Origin of the sequence: Salinimicrobium flavum, assembly GCF_042684505.1 — a bacterium.
Lineage (GTDB): Bacteria > Bacteroidota > Bacteroidia > Flavobacteriales > Flavobacteriaceae > Salinimicrobium > Salinimicrobium flavum.
The window spans coordinates 88990-103065 of the sequence record NZ_JBHULT010000013.1 but is presented as its reverse complement, the minus strand read 5'-3'; the positions used below and the strand labels follow the sequence as shown (position 1 = coordinate 103065).

The following is a 14076-nucleotide window of genomic DNA, read 5'->3' as shown; positions in this document are numbered from 1 at the left end:
CCGGAACCTTTAGGTTTCGAGGAACAACTAATTAAAAACCCAACTACATGAATATAAAAAGAATAATGATGCTGATGCTGGTCTTTGGTCTGGTTCTTACCTCCTGTGAGAAAGATGATGAGGCGCTCAACAGCAACCTCACCACAAGTGAGGAGAAAGATAAGACTACCACAGAGATAGGTGATATTGAAGTTGAAAAATTCGTTTACAGGGGAATGAACGATATTTATCTCTATAAATCTGATGTTCCCGAACTGGAGGATAATTATTTTTCTTCAGAAATCCAGAAGGATGAATTTTTAGCCGATTTTGGTTCGCCAGAGGATCTTTTTGATGCACTATTATCTTCTCAGGACCGCTTCAGTTTTATTACAGACGACTATATTGCCCTTGAAGAAAGTTTTAAGGGAATAAGCAGTAGCACCGCCGGTATGGAGTTTGGGCTTGGAAGAATAAGTAATACCAATAACCTTTTTGGATATCTTCAATATATCATTCCAGGAACTTCAGCTGCTGAGGCCGGACTGGAAAGAGGAACCGTTTTCACGGAAGTGAACGGGCAAAAACTTACGATGAATAATTACGCAGACCTTCTTGGTTCAGGTTCTTTTACCATCAATATAGGTAAAGTAGAGAATGGGACTCTGGTCATGACAGATGAAACTGTAACCCTGAGCCATACCTCTTACACAGAAAATCCTGTGCTTATTTCAAAGGTCTTAAATGTTGACGGAATTAATGTTGGATACCTGATGTACAACAGTTTCATTGCTGATTTTGATGATGAACTCAACGCTGCATTTGGGGAGTTAAAAGCCGGTGGTGTACAGGAACTTATCCTTGACCTTCGATATAACGGAGGGGGATCTGTCGAATCTGCAGTAGACCTTGCCAGTATGATCACCGGTCAATTTGAAGGACAGGTGTTCATGAAGGAATTGTGGAACCAGAAATACCAGGAATATTTTGAATCTAATGATCCTGAAAGGTTGCTTAACAGGTTCAATCCAAAGATCAGGACCAATGAAATGATCAATAGTCTGAATCTCTCAAGAGTTTATATTCTTACTACCTCAGCTACCGCATCTGCGAGTGAGCTGGTGATCAATGGTCTTGATCCATATATTGATGTAGTACAGATAGGGGAGGCTACCACAGGGAAATTCCAGGCTTCTGTCACACTTTATGACAGTCCCGATTTTCAGCGTGAGGGGGTTAATGAGAACCATACTTATGCAATTCAGCCTCTTATCTTTAAATCGGCTAATTCTGCTGGAAGATCTGATTATGTGAATGGTCTGGCTCCAGATGTGAGCTATAACGAAGACCTCAACAATTTGGGGATCCTGGGAGAAACATCAGAACCATTGTTGCAGGCTGCTTTAAATCACCTTCAGGGAAAACCTCAGGAAACTAAAAGCAAGGCCGCAAAGAAAGCAGAAGAAAAATTCGAAAAGATAGGACAGGGGGATATGTATAAGCCTACCTATCAAAAAATGTATATTGACGAATTGCCTCCTAAATTATAGGGAGAGCAGATCTTATTAAAAAATATCCCGCAATTGCGGGATATTTTTTTGTTCCAAACTGAACTAAGCCAAAGGATTTGCTGTCAACTATTTGATTTGACACCTTTAACGTTTGGTGATTTTGTTTAAGAGTTAATTAACGACAATTTCACATCCTTTTTTGAAATGTGTATAGTTCAGTCGGGTATATTGGTGATTATTTTATGAATTCAGCATCATTTCACTTCAAAAAGTAAGAATAATGTTGATTTCTGCTGGTTTTATTGAGTTCAATAAAACCTTTTTTCGTTTAACCTTAACCCCTATTAACTCAGTAAAAACTATGAAAAAATTACTACTCCTGAGTCTCGCATTGTTGCATTTCAGTGCGATCTCTTACTCCCAGACCTCCCCCGGAACCATATCAGAAAATTTAGATAATGATCCGCGGGTTTCAGAATATACAATGGACTCCCTTAGGGGCACACCTTCATTAATTAAACTGAACCCTAAAGAGCCCCTTTCGGTGAACGAGATCCCAACTTTTCTAGCGGAAGTATTAGGGGCAGGGCAGGAAACTTCTTTTAATAATGAAAGCTCCCTTTCCAATAACGGACTACAAGTATATAAATTCCAGCAGTATGTGAACGGTATTAAAGTAGAACATGGTGTCTTTAAAGTGATTGCCAAAAATGATGTTGTACAGGCTATTACGGCAGAGTACTATGCCCTTCCTGCTTCCATAACATTTTCGGCCGGACTGAGTGAAACTGCTGCCCTTCAGAAAGCCATGGATTTTATAGGAGCAACTACCTATGCCTGGGAGCTGGTAGAAACTCTTGCGGAATCTCCGGAAAAGACGGCCGCCCTTGAAGAAGTTTATCCTAAAGGGGAGTTGGTCTTTGTTGACAATTATTCCACCCGCGAAATCGACTTAAGGCTGGCCTACAAATTTAATATTTATGCGGCAGAACCTCTCTCGCGGGATGATGTTTATGTTGATGCAAATTCCGGAGAGATCCTTTTGAAAGATGCTATTATAAAGCATGCTAATGGAAATCATTCTGCCAGAGAAGTGATTTCCACTGCAAAAGAAAACAGAAAGGCGTTATCAAAAAAAACAAATTCCCCTCCTGCTATTTTAGGAGGTAATGGAGATACCAGATATGCCGGCACCCGTAGTTTCGATACTTCCCGGGATGCAGATGGTAATTATTTACTTAAAGGAGTGACCCCCAGCGGGGTTGAAAATGAAACTCTGTCTTATGACGGAGTGGGCGGGCTTCCCCTTAGTATTCCCGCTTTAGCCTCACTTGCTACCCCAATAAAAGATGGTGATGGGGACCTGCTAAATCCCGAAACGGCAGATAATGTTTGGAATGCCGGGGAGCACAGAAGAGATGAATTCTCTACTCTTAGTATCTATCCCGTGGCCAACGAAAGAAATAACGACGATATAGCCCTTGATGCTCATTGGGGTGCAGAAGTGGTCCTGGATTACTGGAAGCAAAAGCACAACCGCTTAAGCTATGACAATAAGGGAACAAAGATCTTTAACTATGTACACTATGGTGATGCCTACGATAATGCTTTCTGGAATGGAACTGCGATGACCTATGGTGACGGAAGCTACCAGGGTGGAACCAACCCCAACGGATCTTTCGCTCCGCTCACTTCGATGGATGTGTGTGCGCATGAAATTGGTCACGGGGTATGTGAATTTACCGCAGACCTTGTGTATGCAAGAGAGTCCGGTGCGATGAACGAAGGTTTTTCAGACATTTGGGCAGCTGCAGCAGAATACTATGTACTTACCGAAATCGACGGTTCTTTGGAATATGATCCCTGGGGTATTGGAGAACAAATAGACGAGAGGGATGGCGGTCTGCCTGCCGGAAGTTCAGATTCCCGGGCGCTGCGTTGGATGGATGATCCTAAAGCTGAAGGTGCTCCCGATTCTTACGGAGGGGAAAACTGGAAAGATCCCGAGTGTGATACCCCTTCTCTTGCAAACGATCAGTGTGGTGTTCATACCAATAGCGGAGTACTTAATAAATGGTATTACTTCCTGGTAACCGGAAGTGGACAGGCTTTTTCTCCGGGATATCAAAAACAATCGGCAGATGACAAGGTTACCGATGCCGGAAATACTTATTCCGTAGAAGGAATTGGTTTCGAAAAAGCTTCTCAGATCGCATATCTTGCGGAAACCATGCTTTCTCCAAACGCTAAGTTTGCAGAAATGAGGGCGACTTCTATTCTGGTTGCTCAAACCCTTTATGGAATCTCATCTCCCGAGGAGCAGTCCACTACTAATGCCTGGCACGCAGTTGATGTAGGTGAAGCTTACAAAACAGGAGACCCTAATACCATTAGCTTCAGCACCAAAAATGTACAATTGTTTGAAGAAAACAATGAGCTTACCGGTTGCGAAGATCTAAATACCTATACACTTCTCATTGAGGGTGTGGAGATAGATCCTGCAGCAAATATTTCCATCAGCACCGCGGGCAGTACAGCGACCTATGGGGAGGATTTTGATCTTTCTGCAACCGAGCTGACTTTCACAGGTACCGAATCCAAAACCATTACCGTAAATGTTTATGATGATGCGGTGATTGAGGGTAGTGAAACCATCGTGCTGTCTTTTGTATATAATGGCGAACTTATGAAACAGGAATATGCCATTTCTGATGATGATTTCGTGCCACGTACCGGTACAGAACCTTTTGAACTTCTTGCTGAAGACTTTTCGGGAGCCGGATTTGCACCGGGATGGACCACCGTTTCACTGGCAGACGGGGTGAACGTTTGGCGTGCAAACGGGAACCTTTCTGCTGCCGGTAGGGCTTACATCACAGATGGGATTTTAGAGACTCCTTTCTATGACCAGAATTCTCCTTCTCATACCATCCTTAGATCTCCGCTGCTTAATGCCGCAGGTGCGACGCAGGTAACGGTAAGCTTTGAATGGGAAGCCGGGGGAGAAACAGATGCTGTTGATCCTTCGGTGATCTTTGACCATGGGGAATTCATTTATTCCTTAGATGGTACGAATTACACTCCTGTACAAAAATTTGTAGGAGGAGGTGTTGTTGGAACAGAGACAGCAAGTGGCAGCTTTAATGCTATTTTTGAAGAGTTAGACGGTAAGTCCTTTTACCTGGGCTGGAGATGGTTCAACGATACAAATGCCGGGAGCCAGTTCAGTTTTGCCATAGATAACGTGAAGGTAACTGCCTTACCTGCCGGAATTGAAACACAGGCTAATGAGCAGGCAACAGCTGCAGTAAATGTTGGCAATACGGTTTACTTCCTCAGCAATACAGATAAAGCTCTCATAGGTAAGATCGAAAATGCTTCAGCCGATCTTGGTTGCGTGACGCTTTCGGTTACTGAAGCCGGAACAGGTTCTGTGAATTTCACAGGAATTGCTTCCCAAAGACCTTCAAAGTCTTTCAACATCACGACTTCCAATGCAGATGCGACTTACGATCTTACCTTATATTTTACAGATGAGGAACTCTCTGCCTTCGCTGTTCCTGCGGATTTGATCCCGCTGAAGGTGAATAGCAGTAATATCGATGATGCCGATGAGAAGCAGGGGAATTTCCAGCTTAACGGAGTGCTTACCGATGTAAATGCAGAAGATAAATATCATGCCTATACCGGTACCTTCAGCGGCTCCGGAAGTTTAAGTGTTGCGACCGACTTTGAATATTGCGAAGCCATTCCCGAACCATGGAAGACTGTAGATGTTGGAACCGTGAACATTCCGGGAGAGCTGTGCTATTCCGAAGGCGCTTTTGAACTTACCGCCCAGGGGAATGACCTTTCCGGAAGAAGCGATAATTTTTATTTCACCTACCAGGAAATTTCCGGAGATACAGAAGTTATTGCACGTATTACCGGCCTGGAGAACACCAATGTTAATGCACAGGCGGCTGTTGTGCTAAGGGAAAGCCTTAATCCTGATGCTAAATTCGCGCTAACAAGTATTAATGCAGGAAGTCTGCTTTCCGGATATAACGCAGCTTTCAGGTACAGAAAAACTGTTGGCGCCAAAGCTTCCGTGGCCAACGGAAACTCAGCTGCCATTCCTGAATACATCAGGATCGTGAGAAACGGCAAGGATGTTTCTTCTTATGTGTCTGATGTGAACGGAAACTGGAATCTAATAGGTAGTTTGAAAATGAACCTTTCCGATACTCTGTATGTGGGAATTGCATCAACCTCTGCAACTACCGGTTCTTCTACGGTAGCGAAATTTGAAGAGGTTAGTGTAAGTGGTACTGTGCAAACGGCGGAACAGCAGTTAACGCTTGAACAGGAAACTACCACCACCGAGCAGGATACTGCTTCAGAGTTCGAAATGTATCCAAACCCTGCGGTAAGTGTGCTTAACGTACGTATAGACGATAAGCTTATAAGGAAACTTGCAATCTATAATTACAACGGAAAGCTGTTAAGGATGAGTACCTATCCTACAGGCGGAAGTGAAGAACAGATCTCTGTGGAAGGATTGATCAACGGAGTATATGTTCTGAAACTTCATACTGCAGATGGTACTGTTTATGACGGCCGGTTCGTGAAAGAATAATCAGGGAGAATTAATTTCTGGACTGGTGCTGCCATGTCTCCTTAATGTTAAAACCCGCTCGTTATTGAGCGGGTTTTTTTATTTATCTAAAGACGGTTTTCATTTTAATTCAAATAAATATCTCCTGTTACTGTAGATAAGGTAAGTTTACTTTTGGAGTTATGTAGCTCTTTGATCATTTCCTGTCCAACAAAGCCTTTCTTTTTTTCGGCTTCAGGATCATTTCCGTGGATATCACCCATGACCGTCTTTGCGGAGTAGGAGCTGTTTTTTACCGGCAGTTTTAATTTTCCGGTGACAGAATTCAGTTCGAGGTAACCTTCGAATTTTTTTATATCAATATTCCCCACTACCAGGTCGATTTTAAAATCCCCCTTGAGAAATTCTGAAGCCACACTTCCGGTGACACTGGACAATTCAAGGTCCACACCTTCGGGTACAAAAAGGGTATAATTGATCGTCTGCTTTATATCATTTCGCTGTCCAAATTCGTCATGATAAGCCTTTATGAGCTTCTTCATATTTGAACTGATCTCAATTTTTGAGTCGCTGCTGTTAACTTCCAGCTCGTATTGATCAGTGTATTTTTGGTCTTCTGTATCTACTGAAGCTTCGATCCTTATGGAAGATTTGTTCCAGGTCTTCATTTCAATATCTGAAGCAAAAGCCAATTCCACAGTTACAGGCTGACCCTTATAAGGGACTTCTTTTTCAATATTTCTTTGTGCCTGTGCGGTGAAACCGATGAATACCAATAAAATAAATGCAAGTTTTCTCATTGTTCTGTTTTTTGATTGATTGATGATTTCTTAACTTAAAGACGAGAGAGAAATTGAAGCGTTGCAAAATAGATCGTTTCCTGGTTCCTGTTGACGGTTTCTGCTTGGGAAGAATTATTTTAATGGACCCTACAGGAAGTACTGGATTGCCGACTTTCAGAAATTCGCGGACTGTGCTGTCCCGGTGAAAACGGGATTAAGAGGCTGCCGCGAGACCATTTTCAGAAATGTTCAAAAATCCGGAAATGGCAGTGAAGCCGGTTAAATTAAGGTAATGAGAAATTTTTATACCTTGATCATATCCTTACCGGGATGATCGAGGAGCGATGAGGGGATAACTCCCTTTTCATAGTCAAAATATACGAATGAAATATTCCTTAAACCTCCATGGATCTTGCAGTTCTTACTACCTCGCTCAAAACCCGGATGGTTTTGAAGGAACAATTCGGGATCCTCAAGTAATTCGTCAGTGATTAAAACGTAGACATTGCTTTTAATTGAATTTTTCAGTAATCTGTGGGCGGCGATCACAGTTTTTCCGTAAAGCTTATGGAATCCTGACAATTTATAATCAGCTGTAGGACCGTAATGGGCTATAAGCTTCAGGGAGAGGTCAATTTTTTCTCCAATCTCCTCACTTAACCGGCTTACTTCCCAATTAAAGTTCTTTTGCATAAGATCGTACTGTTTAAGAATTTCTTCAGGAGTAAATTTTTTTCCTTTTTTAAAGAACAAAATAGCATCTCCTTCGATCTCGGCCACTTTTAAATTCAGAATATTACTTTTCATGATTGCTGAGAGCAGCCTGTAAATGATCATATTGCCGGTTACCTCGTCTGTAGTATGTACAAATCGTGTAAAGCCGCTAATATCAGGAATGAGCAGATTTGCCTTCTCAACTACAAGTCCGTAGGAGTCGTTATGGACAGAGATTTTACTTCTTATCCTGCCTGGGGAATGGGGTAGTTTTATATTCATAGTCGATTTTTATAAGTTTTTAATACCCGGATTCTAAAAAGTACCAATGATACCGGCCCTGCCAAGTCCCACCTGGAAATTCCAGCTGATCTTGTCTTTCCTGGGGTCTCCGTAATTTCTTTCTTCATCCAGGTATTTGTCAATAACATCAACCACCACAACGCTAATGGCTACAGATAAGGCTACATCTGAGAACCAATGGGCTCCTGCCCACAACCGCGATACCGGGGCCACCATTCCCAGGGCATAGATCCCCCCTTTTACAAAGGGATTGTCAAATTGTTTCCCTATGGCATAAGCCGTGGTAAAGGACAAAATGGTATGACCCGAGGGAAAGCTGTGATATTTCCCTTCACTGCTGAAGGGTTTAAAACTGCCTTTGCCCTCTCCCGTACCCGGTCTGGCCCTGCCGGTAATTGTTTTACTGAAGGACTGAAGGATCCCTGCTGCCGAAGCGGCGGAGATCAACAGCACTCCGGTCTTCCTTATCTCCTCGTTCCTGGTAAACAATCCGTAGAGATATACCGCACCATTGACGGCATAATTGTTTTGCGGACTTCCGTAATACCAGCCGAAGTCTTTCACCACTCCCGGAATATCTTCCCTTTGATTGTAGAACCATTCTGTAGATTCTTCATCAAAAAGATAAAGGGCTCCTGTTCCCAAAATGATCGTACCTGCTACCAGGTAATCATCCTTTTCCCAATGGAAGGGCTGGGTGTAGGTTTTCTTTACTCCGCCCAAGGCGCTTAAACCATCATACTTTAATAATTCCAACCGGGTTGGTAATTCTTCTGTTCCTTTTTCCTGTGCTATCATATTCACAGGGAGCAGTAATAGTATCAGGACCATTTTGAATACCCTCACTGGGTTCCATTCGGCATTAGTTCTTCGTTCACAATTCATTCTTCACGGGGGGCAATTGAGGGTATTGTTTTGGTTAAAATACCTGTAGAAAGCAAATTAGCTTTTCACCGGTTTCTTTTCGTTTCGTATACCGAATTTCTTTAGGATATCTTCCATCAAACACCACTGTGTTAGGGAGGATTGTAGTAAATTAACTCCTACGAAGGCAGTAAACCACAGCCAGTTAATGTTCACATAAACTGCCAGCAGCAGACTTATAAGGATAAATGTTCCTGCAACTCCACGTATTACTCTGTTAAGCATAATTATTTGATTTAGGTTATTAAATAGATTCTTCTATAGGGAGCACAACCGCCCTTACCGGGTTATTGGTCTCCAGATTATTGTTGAATTCCCTTATGAAGCTGAAAAATTCAGTGATCTTTTCTTCCTCGGTAAAGGAGAAGAACATAAGGGATTCATTACCACCCTTCTCCCCGGGAAACCAGCTTTGGGTAGCAATAAGCGAATTGGTGTTCTTGTAGCCATCGATCTCCGAACTGCTAAAGGCCTCGATATTCGCTTTTTTAAAGAGTTTCAGGATTTCTTTCTGGAATTCTGAAACTGTCGTAACGATTAATAATTTCATGATCTTAAGTTTAATGTTCAAGGTTTAATGTTCAAGGTTCTCAGTTCTCAGTTCTCGGTTGTCGGATTGCGATAAAAATTTGGTGTTTTTCCAAACCCGCAACCCGCAACTGAAAAGTCATAACTCATAACTTATAACTCTGAACCAGACCGCTCAGTTTCTCGTTTCTCCACAACATCATTCTTTTCCTCCCGGTCCTCATACTTCTTCCGTTCGATCATATAGTACACCAATGGCACTACCAGCAGGGTAAGGAAGGTCGATACAATGGTTCCACCCATGAGGGAGATAGCAAGTCCCTGGAAAATAGGGTCAAACAGGATCACAAAAGCTCCAATCACTACCGTACCGGCAGTTAACAAAATTGGTGTGGTCCTTACGGCACCGGCCTCTATAACAGCCTGCTTTAACGGAATTCCGTCTTCCAGCCTCAGGTTCACAAAGTCAATGAGCAACACCGAGTTTCGCACCATGATACCCGCGAGGGCGATCATTCCAATGAAGGAAGTGGCAGTAAAAAACGCACCCATGACCCAGTGGCCCAAAACGATCCCTACAAGGGAAAGTGGTATTGCCACCATCATTACGATTGGTGCTTTAAAGTTCTGGAACCAACCCACAATCAGGATATAGATAATCACGATAACTCCAAGGAAAGCAATACCCAGATCCCTGAACACTTCCAGGGTGATCTGCCATTCCCCATCCCACTTAACGGTATAGTCATCTTCATATTCAGGCTGTCCCATATACAGTTCTCCAATCTCGTAACCCGCAGGCATGTCGATCTCCTTCAGTTTTTCCTCCATTCCAAGAATGGCGTATACAGGGCTTTCCAGTTCCCCGGCCATATCTGCAAGGACATAGACCACACGTTTCTGGTTCTTTCTATAGATGCTCTTGGAGCTGGTCACTTCTTTCGCAGTTACCAGGTCACCTACAGGGATCATCTGCCCGTTTTGGGAAGCGATCTGGATCTGTGAAATATCATTTATAGATGACTTTTCCTTTTCATCAAGTGCCAGCACGATCCCAACCCTATGGGTAGCATCTTCATCGTACAGGTTAGTGATAGCTCTCTCTCCAAGTGCGGCATTCAGGGTGTAGACGATTTGCTGCGGAGCAATACCATACAACATGGCTTTTTCCTTGTCTATCTCCAACTCAAATTTGGTTTGATCTGCTTCCACCATCCAGTCAATATCCACCACATCAGCCGTATTGTGAAGAATGGTCTGGATACTATCTGCGATCGCTATCTGGGTATCGTAATCGGGTCCGTATACCTCTGCCACAATAGTGGATAGTACTGGAGGTCCCGGTGGCACTTCCACCAACTTTACGTTTGCATCATACTTTGCAGCGATCTTCTGAATATCAGGACGCAACAGCTTGGCGATATCATGGCTCTGCAGGCTTCGGTCTCCTTTTGGCCTTAGGTTTACCTGGATATCGGCGGTGTTGCTGGCACCACGAAGGTCGTAGTGTCTCACCAATCCGTTAAAGGTAATAGGGGCAGAGGTACCAATATAGTTCTGGTAGTTCACTACCTCATTGCTTTGGGAAAGGTACTGTCCTATTTCCCTGGTCACTACGGCTGTTCTTTCCAGGGTGGTTCCCTCAGGCATATCGATCACGACCTGGAATTCGTTCTTATTGTCAAACGGCAGCATTTTTACCGCTACGGTCTTTGTAAAGAACAGGGCTACAGATCCCAAAAGCAGGAAGGCAGTAATTCCCAGGAAGGTCCATCGTATTTTCTTGTTATCAATAAGAGGTTCCTCAAAGCGCTTGTAGATACGATAGATCATACCGTCTTCGATCTTCTCCTCAGATTCCTTGACAGGTTCTCCTTTTTTCGTTTTCTCCCTTAAGAAAATATAACCCAGGTATGGCGTAATGGTAAGGGCAACGAACAGTGAAAGGATCATCGCTATAGAAGCTCCAATTGGCATAGGGCTCATATAAGGTCCCATAAGACCGCTTACAAAAGCCATTGGCAATACCGAGGCAATTACCGTAAAGGTCGCCAGGATCGTTGGGTTCCCCACCTCATTTATGGCATAGAGCGCAGCCTGTTTGAATGGCAGGCGTTTCATCTTGAAATGCCGGTGCATGTTCTCTGCGATGATGATAGAATCATCTACCACGATACCCGTGACAAATACAAGGGCGAAAAGGGTGATCCTGTTCAGGGTATAATCCAGCATGTAATAACTTAGCAGGGTAAGGGCAAAGGTGATAGGCACAGAAAGGAATACTACCAGTCCGCCACGCCATCCCATAGCCAGCATAACCACCAGGGTTACTGCTATGATCGCACCAATAAGGTGCAATAGAAGTTCCCCAACTTTGTGTGAAGCGGTCTCCCCGTAGTTACGGGTCACCTCTACATGAACATCTTCGGGAATTAAATTGTTTTGCAGGTGGTCTACTTTTGCCAGGATCACATCTGCGATCTTCATGGCATCGGCACCTTTTCGTTTTGCAACCGATAAGGTCACTGCCGGATATTCAGAAGGAAACTGTGCGGCTACCTCGCTGCCGGCCTGTCCATAACCAAAAGAAACATATTCCTTAGGAAGTTCGGCCCCGTCCTGTACCGTTGCAACCTGTCTAAGGTAAACGGGCTGCTGGTCCTGCACCCCTACGATGAGGTTTTCCACATCTGCCGCCGACTCCAGGAAGCTTCCGGTCTTTACAAGTATCTCTGAATCTCCCCGGTCAAAACTACCCGATGAAAGCTGCTGGTTACTGGCCTGGATCTTTTCGGTTATGCCAAGAATATCCACGCCGCTTGCCGCCATCCTGTCTTTGTCAAGAACCACGCGCAGCTGCCTGTTACGGCCCCCAATGGTATTTACAATGGAGACATCCTCCACTTTTTCGATCTCATTCCTAAGCTCGTTGGCCATTTGACGCAGCTGGTAATCGTCATAATTCTCGCTCCATAAGGTGAGCCCCAATACCGGCACGTCGTCAATAGCCCGTGTTTTCACGAGGGGTTGCGTCACGTTTTGAGGCATTTCGTCCATATGTTTCATTAACTCGTTGTAGAGTTTTACATACGAACGTTCAATATCTTCCCCCACGTAGAACTGAACGATCAACATCCCCTGTCCCTCCATAGAAGTGGAGTAGACAAATTCCACCCCCTTGATATTGGAGACCATTTTTTCCAGTGGCTTGATGATGCGTGACTCAACCTCACTGGGGCTGGCACCCGGGTAACCCACAAAAATGTCTGCCATGGGTACGTCGATCTGTGGCTCCTCCTCACGGGGGATCAGAAAAGAACTGTAAACCCCAATGACCATGAACACGATCATGAGCAGCACCGTAAGTTTCGAACTTATAAAGCCTTTGGCGATCTTGCCTGCTAATCCTTCTTTCATATATTTAGTTGTTGTTTTGGCGTGCCCTCATCCTGCTAAGGCAGGCTTCGGTCGGGCTTTCGGCGCTATCTCCCTGCCTGTGGCCGGGAGGATAACTGCCTCTATCCCTCACGCGGTATTTTTTTTACTCCTGAATGCTCACTTTTGCTCCGTTGAACAATTTTCCGTCTGCCGAAACTATATAAGGTTCGTCTGAATTCAGACCGCTAAGTACTTCCACCCGGTCACCGTAGGTACGGCCTAAGCGCAACCACCTTAACATAGCGGTGTTTTGCTGGCTCACGGTATAAATTCCTTTAAGGTCTCCCCGTGATATGATCGCCTCCTGAGGGATCATGACAGAACTGTTCATGGTTTCTTCAGATTTTTCTACAGGAAAGCGTACAGTGGCATACATGCCCGAAAAGATTTCAACATCTTCAGTATCATCCAGGACCACTTTCACCATGTATTGTCCCCCGGTATTTCTGGCAGATGAGCTAACTTCGGTCACCGTACCGGGTAAAGATTTGTCAATTGATTTTACCATAACGTCTACCTTCGTTCCATTCTCTACCTGTGAAATGTCAGATTCGGGAACCCTTGCAGTCACTTCGAACTTGCCTGGTGCCTCAAGAGATAAAAGCGGCTGCCCGGGGTTCGCCATTGTGCCTTCTTCAGCAAATTTATTGGTGATCACTCCGCTAAAAGGGGCACGTATATTTACATATGCGAACTGGGAATTCACTTCATTCTTCATTTGTTTTGCGGCTTCCAGTCTTGCCTGTGCCATTTTAAAACGAGCTGTCTGATCATCCATCTCCTTCTGCGAAGCCGATTCCTGCTCGTAAAGAGCCTTAAAACGCTCATAATCTTTCTTCGCGTTGTTGAATGCTGCTTCAGCCTCTGTGATCCCTGCGTTCACCTGGGCGCGTTTCGCCTGCAGGTCTGTGTTGTTGATGGAGACCAGTAACTGGCCTTTGTTCACCTTGTCTCCCACATTTACATGGATGTCATTGATGAACCCCATCATGCGGGTGCTCAGGTTGGCGCTGTTCACGGCCTCGATCTTTCCGCTTGCGGTAAGGAAACGATCTCCCGCTCCCGAGGGAGTTTCAACCCTCACCGAAATTGCCGGCGCGTCATTCACTGCCTGTTTTTTATCATCGCTGCCACAGCTTGTAGCAAATAATCCCAGGGCAGTTATGGCTAGAGTGTAAATTGTTCTTTTCATTTTTCTATGGTTCAATGTTGTTGTTTCTTGTTTGTTGACCTCTCGACTCCGCTCGAGGTGACATTAGTTATTAGAATTTGATGCTTCCAGGTCTCAATACTCAGTACT

General features: G+C 44.2%; 9 protein-coding genes. 2 read left to right on the top strand and 7 right to left on the bottom strand.

All coding sequences use genetic code 11. The annotated features are described in order from the left end of the window. The first annotated feature begins 47 nt into the window (after positions 1–47). Together ACFSTG_RS15035 and ACFSTG_RS15030 are read left to right on the top strand one after the other, a co-directional pair. Positions 48–1529, top strand: a complete 1482-nt coding sequence (locus ACFSTG_RS15035) for a S41 family peptidase (RefSeq protein ID WP_380755094.1) — start codon at positions 48–50, stop codon at positions 1527–1529. Positions 1530–1851: 322 nt separating this feature from the next. Next, on the top strand, positions 1852–6108 hold the full coding sequence (locus ACFSTG_RS15030) for a M4 family metallopeptidase (RefSeq protein ID WP_380755092.1): 4257 nt from the start codon (positions 1852–1854) through the stop codon (positions 6106–6108). A 104-nt stretch (positions 6109–6212) separates the two neighbouring features. Here ACFSTG_RS15030 and ACFSTG_RS15025 read toward each other — a convergent pair whose 3' ends face one another. The 7 genes from ACFSTG_RS15025 to ACFSTG_RS14995 all read right to left on the bottom strand — a co-directional run bounded on the left by ACFSTG_RS15025 (position 6213) and on the right by ACFSTG_RS14995 (position 13968). Then, complete coding sequence (locus tag ACFSTG_RS15025; protein ID WP_380755089.1) at positions 6213–6887, bottom strand: hypothetical protein; 675 nt, start codon at positions 6885–6887, stop codon at positions 6213–6215. A gap of 285 nt (positions 6888–7172) precedes the next feature. Beyond that, entirely contained in the window at positions 7173–7865 is a 693-nt protein-coding gene (locus tag ACFSTG_RS15020; RefSeq protein WP_380755086.1) for a DUF2652 domain-containing protein, read from the bottom strand. A gap of 33 nt (positions 7866–7898) precedes the next feature. After that, entirely contained in the window at positions 7899–8771 is an 873-nt protein-coding gene (locus tag ACFSTG_RS15015; RefSeq protein WP_380755084.1) for a phosphatase PAP2 family protein, read from the bottom strand. Between the two features lie 57 nt (positions 8772–8828). Then, a complete protein-coding gene (locus ACFSTG_RS15010) occupies positions 8829–9035 on the bottom strand; it encodes a YgaP family membrane protein (protein ID WP_380755081.1) in 207 nt (68 codons plus the stop codon). 19 nt (positions 9036–9054) lie between these two features. Then, positions 9055–9360 (bottom strand): hypothetical protein, encoded by a 306-nt coding sequence (locus tag ACFSTG_RS15005; protein ID WP_380755078.1) that lies wholly within the window; start codon positions 9358–9360, stop codon positions 9055–9057. Between the two features lie 131 nt (positions 9361–9491). Beyond that, entirely contained in the window at positions 9492–12755 is a 3264-nt protein-coding gene (locus ACFSTG_RS15000; RefSeq protein WP_380755075.1) for an efflux RND transporter permease subunit, read from the bottom strand. A gap of 124 nt (positions 12756–12879) precedes the next feature. Beyond that, positions 12880–13968, bottom strand: a complete 1089-nt coding sequence (locus ACFSTG_RS14995) for an efflux RND transporter periplasmic adaptor subunit (RefSeq protein ID WP_380755072.1) — start codon at positions 13966–13968, stop codon at positions 12880–12882. Positions 13969–14076: the final 108 nt, after the last annotated feature.

What these genes read in the sequence shown, in the direction of transcription:
- ACFSTG_RS15035 (WP_380755094.1), top strand. Translation starts at nt 48, where the DNA reads ATGAATATAAAAAGAATAATGATGCTGATGCTGGTCTTTGGTCTGGTT.
- ACFSTG_RS15030 (WP_380755092.1), top strand. Translation starts at nt 1,852, where the DNA reads ATGAAAAAATTACTACTCCTGAGTCTCGCATTGTTGCATTTCAGTGCG.
- ACFSTG_RS15025 (WP_380755089.1), bottom strand. Translation starts at nt 6,887, where the DNA reads ATGAGAAAACTTGCATTTATTTTATTGGTATTCATCGGTTTCACCGCA.
- ACFSTG_RS15020 (WP_380755086.1), bottom strand. Translation starts at nt 7,865, where the DNA reads ATGAATATAAAACTACCCCATTCCCCAGGCAGGATAAGAAGTAAAATC.
- ACFSTG_RS15015 (WP_380755084.1), bottom strand. Translation starts at nt 8,771, where the DNA reads ATGAATTGTGAACGAAGAACTAATGCCGAATGGAACCCAGTGAGGGTA.
- ACFSTG_RS15010 (WP_380755081.1), bottom strand. Translation starts at nt 9,035, where the DNA reads ATGCTTAACAGAGTAATACGTGGAGTTGCAGGAACATTTATCCTTATA.
- ACFSTG_RS15005 (WP_380755078.1), bottom strand. Translation starts at nt 9,360, where the DNA reads ATGAAATTATTAATCGTTACGACAGTTTCAGAATTCCAGAAAGAAATC.
- ACFSTG_RS15000 (WP_380755075.1), bottom strand. Translation starts at nt 12,755, where the DNA reads ATGAAAGAAGGATTAGCAGGCAAGATCGCCAAAGGCTTTATAAGTTCG.
- ACFSTG_RS14995 (WP_380755072.1), bottom strand. Translation starts at nt 13,968, where the DNA reads ATGAAAAGAACAATTTACACTCTAGCCATAACTGCCCTGGGATTATTT.